Genomic DNA, 17,545 nt, shown 5'->3' on the forward strand with positions numbered 1-17,545 from the left:
GTCCTCAGAGCTTGGTGGCGGCGAGCTGGCTCGCCAGTTGCGAGATGGACGGATCCATCAAATCGGTCAGCGGCTTGGGGTTGATGCCCAGCGCCAGCGTGAAGGCGGCGAACACGCCCAGCACGATCCACTCGCGGGCGTTGATGTCCTGCAATCCGGCCACGTGCGCGTTGCCGACGTCGCCCCAGATGATCCGCTTGGTCAGCCACAGCGAATAGCCGGCACCGATGATCAGGGTCAGCGCCGCACCGAAGGCGATCAGCGGGCTTTGCTGGAAGCTGGCCAGGATGACCACGAACTCGCCGACGAAGCCGCTGGTGCCCGGCAGGCCGCAATTGGCCATCGCGAAGAACACCCAGAACAGCGCGAACCACGGCATCACCTTCGCCACGCCGCCGTAGTCGCGGATCATGCGGGTGTGCATGCGGTCGTACAGCACGCCCACGCAGGAGAACATCGCGCCGGAGATGAACCCGTGCGAGATCATCTGCACCATCGCGCCCTGCAAGCCCAGCTGGGCACCATCCGCCAGTTGCTGGTCGCGCACCAGCGCGAAGGCGATGAATGTGCCAAGGATCACGAAGCCCATGTGCGCGACCGACGAATAGGCGATCAGCTTCTTCATGTCTTCCTGCACCAGCGCCACCAGGCCCACGTACACGATCGCGACCAGGCTGAAGGCGATCATCAGCCAGGCATACTCGTGGCCGGCGTCGGGCACGATCGGCAGGGTGAAGCGCAGGAAACCGTAGCCACCGATCTTCAACATGATCGCCGCCAGCACCACCGAGCCGCCGGTGGGTGCCTCGACGTGCGCATCCGGCAACCAGGTATGCACCGGGAACATCGGCACCTTGATCGCGAAGGCCGCGAAGAACGCGAAGAACAGCCAGGTTTGCTCCTGCATCGTCAGCGGCAGCGCCGCCATGTCGGCGATCTGCCAGCTGCCGCCCTTCAGGTACAGGTAGATCAACCCGACCAGCATGAACACCGAGCCGATGAAGGTGTACAGGAAGAACTTCAGCGACGCATAGATGCGGCGCGGCCCGCCCCACACGCCGATCACGATGAACATCGGGATCAGCATCGCCTCGAAGAACACGTAGAACAGCATCGAGTCCAGCGCGCAGAACGCACCGATCATCACGCCTTCCAGGAACATCAGGCAGGCGAAGTACTGCGCCACGCGCTTTTGCACCGACCCCCATGCACCCACCAGCACCAGCACGCCCACCAACGCGGTCAGGCCCACCAGCGGCACCGACAAGCCATCCACGCCAAGGTGGTACTGGATGTCGTAGGCCGGAATCCACGGGCGCAGCTCGACGAACTGCATCGCTGCGCTGCCCATCTGGAAGCCGGTGAACAACGGGATGCTCAGGGCCAGCGTCAGCAACGCGAACGCAAGCGCGATCCAGCGCGCAAGCTCCGGCCGCTTGTTGCCGGCCAACAGTGAGAACACGCCACCAAGGATCGGCAGCCAGATCAACAAACTAAGCAGGGGCCAGTGGGTCACGCTTGCGGTTTCCATCCAGTCATCGGTACCGGCTCAGAGCCAGTAGTACTTGGCCATCGCCAGCAGCGCGACCAAACCCAGAATCATTGCGAAGGCATAGTGGTAGAGGTAGCCGGTCTGCACCTTGCGGGCCAGCGCCGCCACCACGCCCACCAATTTGACGCTGCCATTCACGGCACCATCGATCAGACCGCTGTCGATCGAGCTTGAGGCCTTGCCGATCTTCAGGCTGCCGCCGGCAAAGCCACCGATCCACAGGTCATCCATGTAGTACTTGCGTTCCAGCAAGCGGATCGGTGCAGCCAGCACACGGGTGATGCCCGTGCGCAGCTCCGGCTTGACCAGGTACAACAGCGTGGCCAGCGCGAAGCCGGCGAATGCCAACCAGAACGCCGGCGCCATGAAGCCGTGCAGCGCAAATGCAATGGGGCCGTGGAACTCCTCGGCCAGCTTGGCCACCACGTCATTGCCCTCCAGCACCTGGATCGCGCCCTCGAAGAACGGCACCTGCCTGGCATGGCCCAGCACATCGGTGCCGAACAGCATCGGGCCGACGGTGAAGAAGCCCACCAGCACCGACGGGATCGCCAGCAGCACCAGCGGCAACGTCACCACCCACGGCGACTCGTGCGGAGCATGCGTGCCATGGCCATGGTCGTCGTGATGTGCATCGTGGTGCGCGTCATGGCCGTGGCCGTGCGCATCCTTGAAGCGTTCCTTGCCGAAGAACGTCAGGTACAGCAGGCGGAAGCTGTAGAAGCTGGTCACGAAGGCGCCCAGCAGCACCGCCCAGTTGGCGTACTGCGCGACCCAGCCACCGGTCTCGTGCGCGTGGTGCGCGGCGGCCTCGATGATGGTGTCCTTCGAGTAGAAGCCGCTGAAGAACGGCGTGCCGACCAGCGCCAGCGTGCCCACCCACATGGTGAGATGGGTCACCGGCATGTACTTGCGCAGGCCACCCATCTTGCGCATGTCCTGTTCGTGGTGCATGCCGATGATGACCGAGCCGGCACCCAGGAACAGCAGCGCCTTGAAGAAGGCATGGGTCATCAGGTGGTAGACCGCCGCCGAGTAGGCGGACACGCCCAGCGCCACCGTCATGTAGCCCAGCTGCGACAGCGTGGAGTACGCCACCACGCGCTTGATGTCGTTCTGCACCATGCCGATCAGGCCGGTCCAGAAGGCGGTGGTCGCGCCAATGAACAGGATGAAGTTGAGCGCGGTCTGCGACAACTCGAACAGCGGCGACATGCGCGCCACCATGAAGATGCCCGCGGTCACCATGGTCGCGGCGTGGATCAATGCCGAAATCGGGGTCGGGCCTTCCATCGAATCGGGCAGCCACACGTGCAGCGGCACCTGCGCCGACTTGCCCATGGCACCGATGAACAGGCAGATGCAGATGACCGTCGGCACCGCCCAGGCATGACCCGGCAGGATCTGCACGCTGGCATCCTTGATCACGCCGGCATTGGCGAATGCGGTGGCGTAGTCCAACGTGCCGATCCAGTACAGCACGCCGGAAATGCCCAGCAGGAAGCCGAAGTCGCCGACGCGGTTGACCAGGAACGCCTTGAGGTTAGCGAACACCGCGGTGGGCTTCTTGTACCAGAAGCCGATCAGCAGGTACGACACCAGGCCCACCGCTTCCCAGCCGAAGAACAGCTGCATGAAGTTGTTGCTCATCACCAGCATCAGCATGCTGAAGGTGAACAGCGAGATGTAGCTGAAGAAGCGCTGGTAGCCGTCATCCTCGGCCATGTAGCCGATGGTGTAGATGTGCACCAGCAGCGACACGAAGGTGACCACCACCATCATCATCGCGGTCAGCTTGTCCACCAGGAAGCCGACGTTGACCGAAATGCCGCCGGTTTGCAGCCAGGTGTAGAGGTTCTCGTTGAACGGTGCCGCACCCTGCAACAGCTGCCACAGCACGTGCACCGACAGCGCACAGCTGGCGGCCACGCCGAGGATGGTGACGGTGTGCGCGCCGGCGCGGCCGATCCGGCGGCCGAACAGGCCGGCCAGGATGCTGCCGAGCAGCGGCAGCAGCACCACCAGCACGAGTTGGGTCTTGGAGATCAGGATTGCCGAAGCCATCAGGTCAGCCCTTCAACGTATCGATATCCGCAACATCAATACTGCGGCGGTTGCGGAACAAGGTCACCAGGATGGCCAGGCCGATGGCGGCCTCGGCAGCGGCGACGGTGAGGATGAAGAACACGAACACCTGGCCGGCGGCATCGCCCAGCGAGCGCGAGAAGGCGACGAAGTTGATGTTCACCGACAGCAGCATCAGCTCCAGCGAGACCAGCAACATGATCACGTTCTTGCGGTTCAGGAACAGTCCGGCCACGCTGATGCAGAACAGCACTGCGCCCAGCGTGAGGTAGTGGCCCAAGGTCAGGGCGGACAGGATGTCGTTCATTGCGCGCCCTCTTCCGGCTTGGCCTGCGCGGCCGGTACCGCCGCCTGCATCTTCACCATCCGCACGCGGTCGGCGGCCTTCACCCGAACCTGTTCGGCCGGGTTCTGGTGCTTGGCGCCCGGACGACGGCGCAGGGTCAGCATGACCGCCGCCACCACCGCCACGGTCAGGATCACCGCCGCCACTTCGAACGGCAGCATGAAGTCGGTGAACAGCGCGCGTGCCAGCCAGGTGATGTTGGGAATGTCGGTGGCCACTGCGGCGTTGTCGGCCAGCGGGGCCTGCGCGGCGCTGCGGACACCGATCAGGGCCAGCATCTGCACCAGCATCAGCACTGCCACCACCAAGCCCACCGGCAGATAGCGCACGTAGCCCTGACGCAGCGGCGCCTTGTCCATGTCCAGCATCATCACCACGAACAGGAACAGCACCATCACCGCGCCGACGTAGACCAGCACCAGCGCGATGCCGAGGAATTCCACGCCGCCGGTGATCCAGGTGCAGGCCACCGAGAAGAACGTCAGCACCAGGTACAGCACGGCATGCACCGCATTGCGCGCGGTGATCGCCGCCAGTGCCGCGGCCGCGGCGATTGCCGCGAAGCCGAGGAAGGCAAGGGATTGGAAATCGAAGTCCATGCTCAGGTCTGCCTCAACGGTACGGTGCGTCGGCGGCGCGACGTTCGGCGATTTCCGCTTCGAGGCGGTCGCCGATGGCCAGCAGCTTCGGCTTGGTCAACACGCTCTGTTCGCGCTTGTCGAAGTGGTATTCGTGGATGTGGGTTTCGACGATGGAGTCGGTGGGGCAGGACTCCTCGCAGAACCCGCAGAAAATGCACTTGAACAGGTCGATCTCGTAGCGGGTGGTGCGGCGGGTGCCGTCGTCCGCACGCGGGCCGGCCTCGATGGTGATCGCCAGCGCCGGGCACACCGCTTCGCACAGCTTGCAGGCAATGCAGCGCTCCTCGCCGTTGGCATAGCGGCGCAACGCATGCACGCCACGGAAGCGCGGCGACTGCGGGGTCTTTTCCATCGGGTACATCAGCGTGTACTTCGGGCGGAACAGGTATTTCAAGGTCAGCCACAGGCCGCCCAGCAGCTCCAGCAGCAGCAGGCTCTTGAAGTAGGACACCACCTTGCTCATGCCACCGCTCCCATCGCGTTGCCGCCGATCACGCCGAAGTACACCAGCAGCGCGGTCACGAAGATCCAGGCGATGGTGATCGGGATGAACACCTTCCAGCCCAACCGCATGATCTGGTCGTAGCGGTAGCGCGGGAACGCGGCGCGGAACCAGATGAAGCAGGTGGCGAAGAAGAACACCTTGGCCAGCAGCCATGGCCAGCCGCCTTGCCAGATCCAGTTGACCAGCCAGTGCACGTCACCGAAGTCCAGCCAGCCACCGATCGGGCTGAGCCAGCCGCCGAGGAAGAAGATCGAGGTCAGGAAGCTGACCAGGATCATGTTGGCGTATTCGGCGAGGAAGAACAGCGCGAACTGCGAACCGGAATATTCCACCATGTGGCCGGCGACGATTTCCGATTCGCCTTCCACCACGTCGAACGGCGCGCGGTTGGTCTCGGCCACGCCGGAGATGAAATACACCACGAACAGCGGTGCCAGCGGGATGAAGAACCACCCGAGGAAGCCCTTGCCGCCCTGCACCATCACGATCTCGGTCAGGTTCAGACTGCCGGCGGCGATCAGCACGCCCACCAGCGAGAACCCCATCGCGATTTCGTAGCTGATCATCTGTGCCGAGGCGCGCATGGCACCGAGGAACGCGTACTTCGAGTTCGAAGCCCAACCGGCGATGATCACGCCGTAGATGCCCAACGAGGTCATCGCCAGCAGGTACAGCAGACCCGCGTTGGCATTGGAAACCGCCATCTTCGCGCCGAACGGCACCACCGCCCATGCCGCGAAGGCCGGCACCAGCGCCAGCATCGGCGCCAGGCGATACAGCACCGGATGCGCCACGGTGGGCTGCACCACTTCCTTGAACAGCAGCTTGAACACGTCGGCAAAGGCTTGCAGGATGCCCCAGCCCACGTACATCGGGCCGTGACGCACGTGCATCCAGCCGATCAGCTTGCGCTCCCACACCACGTAGAAGGCCACCGCCACGATCACCGGCACGGCCACCACGAGGATTTTCAGCACGATCCAGGCCAGCAGGCCGAGCGTACCGAACGACAGCACCAACTCGCGCAGCGGGTCGATGGCGTATTGCATCAGCGGATTCCCCAGCAGGGTGTCGATGGCGAGGCTCATGCGCGCGCAACCTCCAGCTTGGCCGCCGCCAGCAACGGCGCGGTGGCGGCGTAACCGGACTCGATCCACACGCTGCCCGGGGCCACGCGGCCATCGATCAGCACTTGCAAGGTGGCGGCACCGGCGGCCGTGGCGAACTTCGCCATCGCGCCGTCAGCAACCCCGGCGGCGGCCGCATCCGTCGGATGCAGCGAGGCGTGCGGACCGGCATTGAGGGGATGGGCTTGCAAGGCATGGCAGCGGCGCACCACGGCATCCACGCGGTAGATCGCCTGCGAGACGGCCACTTCCAGGCCATTGCCGGCCACGGCGACTGCCGCGCCCTTGGCCACCTGCACCGCCTTGGGTGCAAGGCCGGCGCGCAGCCCGGCAAGATCGGTGAATTCGAAACCGGTCAGCTGCATGTCCCCGCCCAGTGCGCGCAACAGACGCCAACCCGCATGCGCCGACCCCGGCAGCTTGCTGGCGGCCTGTGCCTGCTGGGCGATGCCGTCGAGGTTGGTCAGGGTGGCGTCGACTTCCGGCAGCGCGCCGATCGGCAGGATCACATCGGCAACGGCACGGGTGGATTGGCAGGCGAACTGGCTGAACGCCACCACCTGCGCGCCGCCCAGTGCCTTGAGCGCAAGCGGCTGGTCGGCGAAATCAAGGCCCGGCTCGATGCCGTAGATCACGTAGGCCTTGCGCGGCTGACGCAGCATCGACTGCGCGTCACGCGCGGTCGGCAGCACGCCGTGGCGGGCCAACCCCAGCGCGTTGGCACCCTGCGGAATGCGGCACAGCTTGGCGTTCTTCGCGCTGGCGAAGTCGGCAGCCGCCTTGCGGATGGCAGCGGCATGCGGGCCGTTCTCCGCCACGCCACCGACGATCACGGCGACGTTGCCGGTGTCGCCGACATCGACGCTGGCCAGGGCAGCGGCCAGCTGCGAAGGTGGCACGATGGCCTTGGAAGCAAGGCTGAAGGTGAAATCGAAATCCACCGGATTGACCACGTGGATCTTCGCGCCACGCTTGAACGCCTTGCGGATGCGCTGGTGCAGCAGCGGCACCTCATGGCGCACATTGGAGCCAACGATGACGATGGCATCGGCCTGTTCGATCTCCGCCACCGGCATGCCGAACGCATCCGCAGCGGCACCGTCGGACAGGTCGAGCTGGCCGATGCGGTGGTCGAGGTTGCCGCAGCCGAGGCCGCTGGCAAGGCGCTGCAGCAATGCGCCCTCCTCGTTCGAGGTGGCCGGATGCACCAGCACGCCCAGGTCGTCCCCGGCGTTGTCCTTCAGGATCCGCGCGGCCGTGGCCAGCGCTTCTTCCCAGGAAACCTCACGGAAGCCTTCACCATCGCGCACCAGCGGCACGCCGGCGCGATCATCGGCCACCAGGCCCTCGTGGGCGTAGCGGTCGCGGTCGGACAGCCAGCATTCGTTCACCGCGTCGTTGTCGCGCGGCACGCTGCGCATCAACTCGCCACGGCGGACGTGGTGGAACAGGTTGCTGCCCAGCGCATCGTGGTAGCCCAGCGACGGCCTCGCGGTCAGTTCCCACGGGCGCGCCTTGAAGCGGAACACCTTGTTGGTCAGCGCGCCCACCGGGCAGACGTCGATGACGTTGCCGGACAATTCGGTGGTCAGCGGCTTGCCGTCGAAGGTGCCGATCTGCAGGTTCTCGCCGCGATACATGCCGCCCAGCTCGTAGGTGCCGGCGATTTCCGCGGTCACGCGCACGCAGCGGGTGCAGTGGATGCAGCGCGTCATCTCGCTGGCCACCAACGGGCCCATGTCCTCGTCGGCCACGGTGCGCTTGCGCTCGACGAAGCGGTTGACCGAACGGCCATAACCCAGCGCCAGATCCTGCAATTCGCACTCGCCACCCTGGTCACAGACGGGGCAGTCCAGCGGGTGGTTGATGAGCAGGAATTCCATCACGTTGCGCTGCGCCTTCAGCGCCTTGTCGTTGCGCGTGAAGATCTTCATGCCGTCCATCACCGGCGTGGCGCAGGCCGGCGACGGCTTCGGCGCCGCACGGCCGCCGACCTCGGTATCGACCATGCACATGCGGCAATTGGCGGCGATCGGCAGCTTCTCGTGATAGCAGAAGCGCGGGATCGGGATGCCGGCCTTGTCGGCAGCCTGGATGATCATCGAGCCCTTGGGCGCGGCCAGTTCGACGCCGTCGATGAAGACGGTGACGTGATCCGGCGGCAGGTTCGGATTGACGGGTTGTGCGCTCACGCAACCACCTTTTCAGCCTGGACCAGCGTGCCGGCGCGTTCGTCGTCGACGTAGAAGCGCTTGTTCACGATGGCGTATTCGAATTCATGCCAGAAATGGCGCAGGAAGCCCTGCACCGGCCACGCCGCGGCTTCGCCGAAGGCGCAGATGGTGTGGCCTTCGATCTGCCCGGCGGTGGCGCGCAGCATGTGCAGGTCGTCCATGCTGGCTTCCAGATCCGCGATGCGGGTCAGCATGCGGTGCATCCAGCCGGTGCCTTCGCGGCACGGGGTGCACTGGCCGCAGCTTTCGGCCTTGTAGAACTGGCTGATGCGCTGGCAGGCGCGCACCATGCAGGTGGTCTCGTCCATCACGATGACCGCGCCGGAGCCGAGGCCGGAACCGGCCTTCTGGATCGCGTCGTAGTCCATCGTCAGGCCCATCATCACCTCGCCCGGCAGCACCGGCATCGACGAACCACCGGGAATCACCGCCTTGATGTTGTGGCCCTTGCGGATCCCTCCGCACATGTCCAGCAGCTCGGCGAACGGGGTACCCAGGCGGATTTCGTGGTTGCCCGGATTGGCCACGTGGCCGGACACCGAGAAAATCTTGCAGCCGCCGTTGTTGGGTTTGCCCAGCGCCATGAACCACTCGGGGCCGTTGCGCACGATCGCCGGCACCGAGGCATAGGTCTCGGTGTTGTTGATCGTGGTCGGCTTGCCGTACAGGCCGAAGTTGGCCGGGAACGGCGGCTTGTAGCGCGGCTGGCCCTTCTTGCCTTCCAGCGACTCCATCAGCGCGGTTTCTTCGCCGCAGATGTAGGCGCCCGCGCCGAGCGCGTTGTGGATGTCGATGTCGATGCCGCTGCCGAGGATGTCCTTGCCCAGCCAGCCGTGCTTGTAGGCTTCCGCCAGCGCCTCTTCGATGTGCTCGAAGGGCTCGTGGTGGAACTCGCCGCGCATGTAGTTGTAGGCCACCCTGGTGTTGGTGGCGTAGCAGGCGATGGCCAGGCCCTCGATCACCGCGTGCGGGTTGTAGCGCAGGATGTCGCGGTCCTTGCAGGTGCCCGGCTCGGACTCATCCGAGTTGCACAGGATGTACTTCTCGCCGTCGTGCTTCGGCATGAAGCTCCACTTCAGGCCGGTCGGGAAGCCCGCGCCGCCGCGTCCGCGCAGGCCCGAGGCCTTGACCAGCTCGATGATGTCGGCCGGCGGGATCTTCTCGGTCAGCACCTTGCGCAGCGCCTGGTAGCCGCCGGTCTTCAGGTAGTTCTCGTACGACCACGGCTTGTCGAAATGCAGCGTGGTGTAGACGGCCTGATGTTCCTTCGGCGCGGGGCCGACGGGACCGTAACCTTCCGAATAGTGCGTGTGCCCGCCCATCACTTCAGCCCGTCCAGCAGCTCGTCCACCTTCGCGGGGGTGAGCTTTTCGTGGTAATGGCCGTTGATCACGACCACCGGCGCGCCGCAGCAGGCGGCCACGCATTCTTCTTCCTTCTTCAGGTACACGCGGCCGTCGGCGGAGGACTCGCCCAGCTTGCAACCCAGCTTCTGCTCGGCGTGCGCCACCAGTTCCTGTGCGCCGTTGAGCCAGCAGCTGATGTTGGTGCAGAACGCCACGTTGTTGCGGCCCACTTTCCTGGTCTCGAACATCGAGTAGAAGCTGGCCACCTCGTAGGCCCACACGGGGGGCAGGTCCAGGTACTTGGCCACCGCCGCGATCAGCTCGTCGGTCAGCCAGCCGCCGTTCTGTTCCTGCGCCGCGTACAGGCCCTGCAGCACGGCGGAACGCTTGCGCTCCGGCGGGAACTTGGTCAGCCAGTGGTCGATTTGCGCGCGCGTCGCATCCGACAGTGCCGCCATCGGATCGACGTTGCGGCAGGCTTCGAAATTGCCAGTTGCTTTCATCGGTCAACCTCGCCGAACACGATGTCGTAAGTGCCGATCATGGCCACGACGTCGGACAGCATGTGTCCCTTGGTGATTTCATCCATCGACGACAGATGCGCGAAGCCCGGTGCGCGCAGGTGCACGCGGAACGGCTTGTTGGCGCCGTCACTGACCAGGTAGCAGCCGAATTCGCCCTTCGGCGCTTCCACCGCCGCGTAGGTCTCGCCGGCCGGTACGCAATAGCCTTCGGAGAACAGCTTGAAGTGGTGGATCAGCGCTTCCATGCTGTGCTTCATTTCCCCGCGCGACGGCGGTGCCACCTTGTAATTGTTCAGCATCACCGGGCCGGGATTGTCACGCAGCCACTTCACGCACTGGGCGATGATGCGGTTGGACTGGCGCATTTCCGCCATGCGCACCAGGTAGCGGTCGTAGCAGTCGCCGTTGACGCCGACCGGGATGTCGAAATCCACTTCGGCGTACTTGGCGTACGGCTGCTTCTTGCGCAGGTCCCACTCGATGCCGGAACCGCGCAGCATCGCGCCGCTCATGCCCCAGGCCTTGGCCTGTTCCGGCGTGACCACGCCAATGCCGACGGTACGCTGCTTCCAGATGCGGTTGTCGGTCAGCAGGGTTTCGTATTCGTCCACGCGCCCCGGGAAGTCCTTGGTGAACTGTTCCAGGTAATCCAGCAGCGAGCCTTCGCGGGCGTCGTTGAAACGCTTGAGCTTGCCGCCCTTGCGCCACGGCGATTCCTTGTACTTCGGCATCACCGCCGGCAGGTCGCGGTAGACGCCACCGGGACGGTAGTAGGCCGCGTGCATGCGCGCGCCGGACACCGCTTCGTAGCAGTCCATCAGCTCTTCGCGCTCGCGGAAGGCGTACAGGAACACCGCCATCGCACCGAGGTCGAGCCCGTTGCTGCCCACCCACATCAGGTGATTGAGGATGCGGGTGATTTCGTCGAACAGCGTGCGGATCCACTGCGCGCGTTCCGGTGCCTGCACGCCCAGCAGGTTCTCGATGGCCAGCACGTAGGCGTGCTCGTTGCACATCATCGAGCAGTAGTCCAGCCGATCCATGTACGGAATCGACTGGTTGAACGGCTTGGATTCGGCAAGTTTCTCGGTGCCGCGATGCAGCAGGCCGACGTGCGGGTCGGCGCGGCGCACCACTTCGCCATCCATTTCCAGGATCAGACGCAGCACGCCGTGCGCGGCCGGGTGCTGCGGGCCGAAGTTCAGCGTGTAGTTGCGGATTTCCTGTTGCGCTTCCGCCGGGTTGCTGGCGAACGCGTCGCTGCCCGGATTGCCATGCAGGGCACTCATCGACGCACCTCGCGGCTGAGGATGCGATTGGCGCGCTCCGCCTCGGCGGTGGCCAGGCGGGCGTCGTCGCGGATCACGCGGGCCACGCCCACGCGCGGCTCGACGCTGGTGACGGGCTCATACACCACGCGCTTCTTCTCCTCGTCGTAGCGCACTTCCACATTGCCGATCAGCGGGAAGTCCTTGCGGAACGGATGCCCCACGAAACCGTAGTCGGTCAGGATCCGGCGCAGGTCCGGATGGCCTTCGAAAATGATGCCGTACAGGTCGAACGCCTCGCGCTCGAACCAGTTCGCGCCGGGCCACAGGCCGGTGACGGACGCCACCACCGGCAAGCCGTCGTCGGGGGCGTAGCAACGCACGCGCAGGCGCAGGTTGCGACCGATGGACAGCAGGTGCAGGGCCACCGCGAAACGACGGCTGGCGCGCACGTCCTGCTCCGGCAGGTTGGTGGCGGTCACTTCATGGCTGGGAGTCTCGCCCCAGGCGAAGCGGCCCATGCCCTGCCCTTCGACGCCGCGCGAGAACCCTTGCGACGACACGCCGACGGTATCCCACTCATCGCTGCCGTGGCCGAGGTAATCCACCCCGCACAGGTCGATGAAGGTATCGAAACCGAGGCTGTCGCGCAGCACCTTGCAGGCGGACAGCCATTCACCGGCGGCGACTTCCAGCGTGACTTCGCCACGCGGTTGCGCCACCTGCACGGCCGCCTCGCCGAAGCGGGCCACCAGTTGTTCGACCAGCTGCGTGCTCATGCGCGCGCGCCCTCCGGCTTCGGCGTCTTCGAGAACGGGTTCTGCTCAAGCCTGCGGATTTTCTTCTGCAGCTGCAGGATGCCGTACACCAGCGCCTCGGCGGTGGGCGGGCAACCCGGCACGTACACGTCCACCGGCACCACGCGGTCGCAGCCGCGCACCACCGAATACGAATAGTGGTAGTAGCCGCCGCCGTTGGCGCAGCTGCCCATCGAGATCACCCACTTCGGGTCGGGCATCTGGTCGTAGACCTTGCGCAGCGCCGGGGCCATCTTGTTGACCAGCGTGCCGGCCACGATCATCACGTCGGACTGGCGCGGCGACGGGCGGAACACCACGCCATAGCGGTCGAGGTCCAGGCGCGCCGCACCGGCGTGCATCATTTCCACCGCGCAGCAGGCCAGGCCGAAGGTCATCGGCCACATCGAGCCGGTGCGCGCCCAGTTCCACAACGCATCCATGCTGGTGGTGACGTAGCCGTTCTGCAGCAGCGGGTTGTCACCCTCGGGGCGCAGGATGTCGTCCAGCCGCCCTTCCGGCAGCGGGTTGCTGGCGGCTTCCAGTACTGATTGGACGATATTGCTCATTCCCACTCCAGCGCGCCGCGCTTCCACACGTACACGAAGCCGATCACCAGCAGCGTGAGGAACACGCCCATTTCGATCAGGCCGAACACCCTCAGCTCGCGGAACACCACGGCCCAGGGGAAGACGAAGGCGATTTCCAGGTCGAACACGATGAACAGGATCGCGACCAGGTAGTAGCGCACGTCGAACGGCATGCGCGCGTTCTCGAACGCACCGAAGCCGCATTCGTACGGCGAGAGCTTTTCAGCGGACGGCCGCTTGGGGCCGATCACGTTGCCAATGACGATCAGCGCGATGCCGATCCCGGTGGCGACGATCAGAAACAGCAGAGTGGGCAGGTATTCGGCCAGCACGCGTGCCTCGGTCTTCTGTGGGGGCGAGTACGCACAAGGCCGCTCGCTACAGCCGCGCATTCTAACCGGCGATGCATGGCAACGGCCAGACCTTGTGATGCACGAATGACGTGAAAATCACGGGGAATTCCACGATTCGGGCGTTGCCAAGAATCGTTCGCATCCGAAGTGGCCACTTTAACCCGCCCCCGACTGCCAAATACCCGGGCAAATCCTGGCATCTCCCGTGGTCGAGCGCCGACTCAGCGGCAGGCGCGTACACTATGTCTCCATTTCTTCCGGCGATCCCGCCCAGAGGCACCATGAGCGGCGATACCGCACCCCTTTCGTTTTCCGATCTCGGCCTGCCGCAGACACTGCTGACCGCCTTGCGCGAAGTGGGCTACGAGACCCCCAGCCCCATCCAGGCCGCCACCATCCCGCCGCTGCTGCAAGGCCGCGATCTGCTGGGCCAGGCCCAGACCGGCACCGGCAAGACCGCCGCCTTCGCCCTGCCCGCGCTGGCACGGCTGGACGCCAGCCCCGGCAAACCGCAGGTCCTGGTACTGGCCCCCACCCGCGAACTGGCCATCCAGGTGGCCGAGGCGTTCCAGAAATACGCCCACCACATCCCCGGCTTCCAGGTGCTGCCGATCTACGGTGGCCAGAGCTACATGCCGCAACTGTCCGCGCTCAAGCGCGGCGTGCACGTGGTGGTGGGCACCCCGGGCCGGGTGATCGACCATCTGGAACGCGGCTCGCTGGACCTCTCGCAGCTGCGCATGCTGGTGCTGGACGAAGCCGACGAAATGCTGCGGATGGGCTTCATCGACGATGTCGAGGCGGTGCTGAAGAAGACCCCCGAGACCCGCCAGGTGGCGCTGTTTTCGGCCACCATGCCGGTGCAGATCAAGCGCATCGCCCAGACTTACCTGAAAGATCCGGTGGAGATCGCGATCAAATCGCAGACCTCCACCGCCGAGAACATCCGCCAGCGGTTCTGGATGGTCAGCGGCATCAACAAGCTGGACGCGCTGACCCGGATCATGGAGGCCGAGCCGTTCGACGCCATGATCATCTTCGCCCGCACCAAGCTGGGCACCGACGAGCTGGCCGAAAAGCTGGCAGCGCGCGGCTTCAGCGCGGCGGCGATCAACGGCGACGTGGAGCAGAAGACCCGCGAGCGCACCATCCAGCGCCTGAAGGACGGCCAGATCGACGTGCTGGTGGCCACCGACGTGGCCGCCCGCGGGCTGGACGTGGATCGCATCAGCCACGTGCTGAACTACGACATCCCCTACGACACCGAAAGCTACGTGCACCGCATCGGCCGCACCGGCCGCGCCGGGCGCAAGGGCGAAGCCATCCTGTTCGTGGCTCCGCGCGAGCGCGGCATGCTGGGGGCGATCGAACGCGCCACCCGGCAGAAGATCGAGCAGATGAACCTGCCCAGCGTGGATGCGGTGAACGAGCGCCGGGTGGCCAAATTCCTCGACAAGATCGATGGCGCATTGGGCAGCGATGGCCTGTCGGTGTTCCGCGACCTGGTGGAACGTTTCGAGCAGGAACGCAACGTGCCGGCGGTGGAAATCGCGGCGGCACTGGCCAAGCTGGTGCAAGGCAAGACACCGCTGCTGCTGCCGAAGCCGGTGGTGCCGGAACGCGCGTTCGAGCCCGCCCAGGCACGCCCCGTGCGCGAGCGCAGCGAACGTCCGCAGCGCGAACCGCGCGAACGCACCCCGCGCGAACACGGCACACCGGAAGTGGGCATGCAGACCTACCGGATCGAAGTGGGCCACCAGCACGGCGCACAGCCGGGGCATATCGTCGGCGCGATCGCCAACGAGGCCGACCTGGAAAGCCGCTACATCGGCCGCATCGACATCCGCGACGACTACACCCTGGTGGACCTGCCCGACGGCATGCCGCCGGAATTGCTGGAACACCTGCAGCAGGTACGGGTGGCCAGCAAGCCGTTGCGGATGAAGGTGGCCAGCGCCGCCGACATCGACGCACCCAAGCGCAAGCGCAGCTTCGGCCCGCCGCGCGACGGCGAGCGCCCGGGTGGGCCGCGCAAACCGGGCGGGTTCAAGCCCGGCGGGTTCAAGCCGGGTGGCCACAAGCCCGGCGGATTCAAGCCGCGCGGCCCGCGCTGAGGCAGTGGGAATCCCCCCTCCCAACCCTCCCCTTGATGGGGAGGGCTTGCTATCGGCATGACCGGCAAAACAACCCGCATATCGCAACCGGCTGCACGTTTGGCATAGTTCCCCCATGTCTCGCCTCCTCGTCTTCCAGCACGTTGCCGCCGAGCCTTTGGGCACGCTTGATCCCTTGATTCGCCGGCGCGGCCACCGCATCCGTTTCAAAAATTTCGAACGCCACCCGGACGCGCAGCTCAACGTCGACCGCTACCGCGGCCTGATTGTGTTGGGCGGGCCGATGAACGTGGACGAAGCGCCGCAGCGCGCGCACTTGCGCAACGAAGCCCGCGCCATCGAGGCGATGCTGGCGCAGGGCAAGCCGGTGCTGGGCATCTGTCTGGGCGCACAGTTGCTGGCACACGTGCTGGGCGCGTCGGTACCGCGCAACAAGGTGCCGGAGATCGGCTGGTACCCGCTGCACAAGACCGAGGCCGGCCAGGCCGATCCGGTGCTGGCGCCGCTGGCCGCCACCACGCCGGTGTTCCAGTGGCACGGCTGCCGCTTCGACATCCCGCACGGCGCGATGCACCTGGCACGCAGCGCCGACTGCGAACAGCAGGCGTTCCGCTACGGCGACAACGCCTACGGTTTCCAGTTCCACCTGGAAATGGACGAGCGTCTGGTCGAACGCTGGCTGGCCACGCCCGCCTACCGCGAGGAGTTGGCCGATGCCGGCCTGCCGCACGACGCCGATGCCATCCGCAGGCAGACGCGGCAGCACATCGCCGCCATGCAGGCGCAGGCCGACGGCGTGTTCAACAATTTCCTGGATCTGGTCGGCCGCCCGCAGCGCCGCCACACCCTGCCCTCGCGCGAGTGGGTGTGAACACGTCCTTCGACGCCATCATCATCGGTGCCGGTGCCGCCGGGCTGATGTGCGCGCAGACCGCCGGTGCGCGCGGCCTGCGCGTGCTGGTGCTGGACCACGCCAATAAAGTGGGCAAAAAAATCTTGATGTCGGGCGGTGGCCGCTGCAATTTCACCAATACCGGCACCACGCCCGCCAACTACCTTTCAGCCAACCCGCATTTCTGCAAATCGGCGCTGGCACGCTACACGCCCTGGCATTTCATCGAGCTGGTGGAACGCCACGGCATCGCGTACCACGAGAAGGAACTCGGGCAGTTGTTCTGCGACGATTCCAGCAAGCAGATCGTGGCGATGCTGCTGGCCGAATGCGCGGCCGCCGGGGTCGAGATCCGCACCCATTGCAGCATCGAACAGGTCGAACACACCGATGCCGGCCAGTTCCGCCTGCGCACCGTGCAAGGCACGTTCAGCGCACCGGCATTGGTGGTAGCCAGCGGCGGGCTGTCGATCCCCAGCATGGGCGCATCGGGCTTCGGCTACCAATTGGCGCAGCAATTCGGCCATGCCGTGCTGCCCACCCGTGCCGGGCTGGTGCCGCTGACGCTGACCGGCAAGCACGCCGAGCGGCTGCACGACCTGGCCGGCGTGGCGCTGCCGGTGGAGGCGCGCTGCAACGAGATGGCCTTCCGCAACTTCCTGCTGGTGACCCACCGCGGCATCAGCGGCCCGGCGATCCTGCAGATCTCCAACTACTGGCAACCGGGCGACGACCTGCGGCTGGACCTGCTGCCCGGGCAGGACGCCGGTGCGCTGCTGCGCGACTGGCAGCACTCGCGGCGCGATGCCGAGTTGAAAACGCTGCTGGCGGAGGTGCTGCCCAAGCGCTTCGCCCAGCGGCTGTGCGAGCACTGGCTGACCAGCAAGCCACTGCGCCAGTACACCACGCCGGAATTGCAGGCGATCGCCGCGCTGCTGCGCGACTGGCCGCTGGTGGCCAGTGGCACCGAAGGCTATCGCACCGCGGAGGTGACGCTGGGCGGCGTGGACACCGATGGCCTGTCCTCCACCACGATGATGTCCAAGACCCTGCCGGGGCTGTATTTCGTGGGTGAAGTGGTGGATGTCAGCGGCTGGCTGGGGGGCTACAACTTCCAGTGGGCCTGGGCCAGCGGCCACGCGGCAGGTGCCGCGCTCGCCGCCTGACACAC

General features: G+C 65.7%; 16 protein-coding genes. 3 read left to right on the forward strand and 13 right to left on the reverse strand.

What is annotated here, in order from left to right; genetic code table 11:
* Nucleotides 1-4 precede the first annotated feature (4 nt).
* From ACE3OK_RS05775 to ACE3OK_RS05835, 13 genes are read right to left on the reverse strand one after another with little or no spacing between them, the layout of a single operon-like run.
* Nucleotides 5-1,516, reverse strand: coding sequence for an NADH-quinone oxidoreductase subunit M (locus ACE3OK_RS05775; RefSeq protein ID WP_374248598.1), 1,512 nt, complete (start codon nt 1,514-1,516; stop codon nt 5-7).
* 33 nt (nt 1,517-1,549) lie between these two features.
* Nucleotides 1,550-3,616, reverse strand: a complete 2,067-nt coding sequence (nuoL, locus tag ACE3OK_RS05780; RefSeq protein ID WP_374248599.1) for an NADH-quinone oxidoreductase subunit L — start codon at nt 3,614-3,616, stop codon at nt 1,550-1,552.
* Between the two features lie 4 nt (nt 3,617-3,620).
* On the reverse strand, nt 3,621-3,944 hold the full coding sequence (gene nuoK, locus ACE3OK_RS05785; RefSeq protein WP_374248600.1) for an NADH-quinone oxidoreductase subunit NuoK: 324 nt from the start codon (nt 3,942-3,944) through the stop codon (nt 3,621-3,623).
* A complete protein-coding gene (locus ACE3OK_RS05790) occupies nt 3,941-4,582 on the reverse strand; it encodes an NADH-quinone oxidoreductase subunit J (protein ID WP_374248601.1) in 642 nt (213 codons plus the stop codon). The genes nuoK and ACE3OK_RS05790 overlap by 4 nt, the downstream gene beginning before the upstream one ends.
* Nucleotides 4,583-4,595: 13 nt before the next feature.
* Entirely contained in the window at nt 4,596-5,087 is a 492-nt protein-coding gene (gene nuoI / locus ACE3OK_RS05795; RefSeq protein WP_374248602.1) for an NADH-quinone oxidoreductase subunit NuoI, read from the reverse strand.
* Complete coding sequence (nuoH, locus tag ACE3OK_RS05800; RefSeq protein ID WP_374248603.1) at nt 5,084-6,217, reverse strand: NADH-quinone oxidoreductase subunit NuoH; 1,134 nt, start codon at nt 6,215-6,217, stop codon at nt 5,084-5,086. The genes nuoI and nuoH overlap by 4 nt, the downstream gene beginning before the upstream one ends.
* Nucleotides 6,214-8,448: an NADH-quinone oxidoreductase subunit NuoG gene (gene nuoG, locus ACE3OK_RS05805; RefSeq protein ID WP_374248604.1), complete on the reverse strand. Its 2,235-nt coding sequence runs from the start codon at nt 8,446-8,448 to the stop codon at nt 6,214-6,216. Before nuoG ends, nuoH begins: the two co-directional genes overlap by 4 nt.
* Complete coding sequence (nuoF, locus tag ACE3OK_RS05810; protein ID WP_374248605.1) at nt 8,445-9,812, reverse strand: NADH-quinone oxidoreductase subunit NuoF; 1,368 nt, start codon at nt 9,810-9,812, stop codon at nt 8,445-8,447. The genes nuoG and nuoF overlap by 4 nt, the downstream gene beginning before the upstream one ends.
* The gene (nuoE, locus tag ACE3OK_RS05815) at nt 9,812-10,339 is read right to left on the reverse strand and encodes an NADH-quinone oxidoreductase subunit NuoE (RefSeq protein WP_374248606.1); all 528 of its coding nucleotides are present in this window, start codon (nt 10,337-10,339) and stop codon (nt 9,812-9,814) included. Before nuoE ends, nuoF begins: the two co-directional genes overlap by 1 nt.
* Nucleotides 10,336-11,649, reverse strand: a complete 1,314-nt coding sequence (locus tag ACE3OK_RS05820; protein ID WP_374248607.1) for an NADH-quinone oxidoreductase subunit D — start codon at nt 11,647-11,649, stop codon at nt 10,336-10,338. The genes nuoE and ACE3OK_RS05820 overlap by 4 nt, the downstream gene beginning before the upstream one ends.
* A complete protein-coding gene (locus tag ACE3OK_RS05825) occupies nt 11,646-12,407 on the reverse strand; it encodes an NADH-quinone oxidoreductase subunit C (RefSeq protein ID WP_374248608.1) in 762 nt (253 codons plus the stop codon). Before ACE3OK_RS05825 ends, ACE3OK_RS05820 begins: the two co-directional genes overlap by 4 nt.
* Complete coding sequence (locus ACE3OK_RS05830; RefSeq protein ID WP_374248609.1) at nt 12,404-12,994, reverse strand: NADH-quinone oxidoreductase subunit B family protein; 591 nt, start codon at nt 12,992-12,994, stop codon at nt 12,404-12,406. The genes ACE3OK_RS05825 and ACE3OK_RS05830 overlap by 4 nt, the downstream gene beginning before the upstream one ends.
* Complete coding sequence (locus ACE3OK_RS05835; RefSeq protein ID WP_374248610.1) at nt 12,991-13,347, reverse strand: NADH-quinone oxidoreductase subunit A; 357 nt, start codon at nt 13,345-13,347, stop codon at nt 12,991-12,993. The genes ACE3OK_RS05830 and ACE3OK_RS05835 overlap by 4 nt, the downstream gene beginning before the upstream one ends.
* 302 nt (nt 13,348-13,649) lie before the next feature.
* Between ACE3OK_RS05835 and ACE3OK_RS05840 the strand changes: the two genes are divergently transcribed.
* The 3 genes from ACE3OK_RS05840 to ACE3OK_RS05850 all read left to right on the forward strand — a co-directional run bounded on the left by ACE3OK_RS05840 (nt 13,650) and on the right by ACE3OK_RS05850 (nt 17,540).
* Complete coding sequence (locus ACE3OK_RS05840) at nt 13,650-15,482, forward strand: DEAD/DEAH box helicase (RefSeq protein WP_374248611.1); 1,833 nt, start codon at nt 13,650-13,652, stop codon at nt 15,480-15,482.
* Nucleotides 15,483-15,597: 115 nt separating this feature from the next.
* Nucleotides 15,598-16,353, forward strand: coding sequence for a type 1 glutamine amidotransferase (locus tag ACE3OK_RS05845; protein WP_374248612.1), 756 nt, complete (start codon nt 15,598-15,600; stop codon nt 16,351-16,353).
* Nucleotides 16,350-17,540: an NAD(P)/FAD-dependent oxidoreductase gene (locus tag ACE3OK_RS05850; protein ID WP_374248613.1), complete on the forward strand. Its 1,191-nt coding sequence runs from the start codon at nt 16,350-16,352 to the stop codon at nt 17,538-17,540. Before ACE3OK_RS05845 ends, ACE3OK_RS05850 begins: the two co-directional genes overlap by 4 nt.
* Nucleotides 17,541-17,545: the final 5 nt, after the last annotated feature.

Origin of the sequence: Thermomonas sp. (assembly GCF_041905325.1) — a bacterium.
In the GTDB taxonomy this organism is placed as follows: Bacteria; Pseudomonadota; Gammaproteobacteria; order Xanthomonadales; family Xanthomonadaceae; genus Thermomonas.

Bases quoted from the DNA above. Each gene is read 5' to 3' on its own strand.
- nuoL (WP_374248599.1), bottom strand. From the start codon at position 3,616: ATGGCTTCGGCAATCCTGATCTCCAAGACCCAACTCGTGCTGGTGGTG.
- nuoK (WP_374248600.1), bottom strand. From the start codon at position 3,944: ATGAACGACATCCTGTCCGCCCTGACCTTGGGCCACTACCTCACGCTG.
- ACE3OK_RS05790 (WP_374248601.1), bottom strand. From the start codon at position 4,582: ATGGACTTCGATTTCCAATCCCTTGCCTTCCTCGGCTTCGCGGCAATC.
- nuoI (WP_374248602.1), bottom strand. From the start codon at position 5,087: ATGAGCAAGGTGGTGTCCTACTTCAAGAGCCTGCTGCTGCTGGAGCTG.
- nuoH (WP_374248603.1), bottom strand. From the start codon at position 6,217: ATGAGCCTCGCCATCGACACCCTGCTGGGGAATCCGCTGATGCAATAC.
- nuoF (WP_374248605.1), bottom strand. From the start codon at position 9,812: ATGGGCGGGCACACGCACTATTCGGAAGGTTACGGTCCCGTCGGCCCC.
- nuoE (WP_374248606.1), bottom strand. From the start codon at position 10,339: ATGAAAGCAACTGGCAATTTCGAAGCCTGCCGCAACGTCGATCCGATG.
- ACE3OK_RS05820 (WP_374248607.1), bottom strand. From the start codon at position 11,649: ATGAGTGCCCTGCATGGCAATCCGGGCAGCGACGCGTTCGCCAGCAAC.
- ACE3OK_RS05825 (WP_374248608.1), bottom strand. From the start codon at position 12,407: ATGAGCACGCAGCTGGTCGAACAACTGGTGGCCCGCTTCGGCGAGGCG.
- ACE3OK_RS05830 (WP_374248609.1), bottom strand. From the start codon at position 12,994: ATGAGCAATATCGTCCAATCAGTACTGGAAGCCGCCAGCAACCCGCTG.
- ACE3OK_RS05840 (WP_374248611.1), top strand. From the start codon at position 13,650: ATGAGCGGCGATACCGCACCCCTTTCGTTTTCCGATCTCGGCCTGCCG.
- ACE3OK_RS05845 (WP_374248612.1), top strand. From the start codon at position 15,598: ATGTCTCGCCTCCTCGTCTTCCAGCACGTTGCCGCCGAGCCTTTGGGC.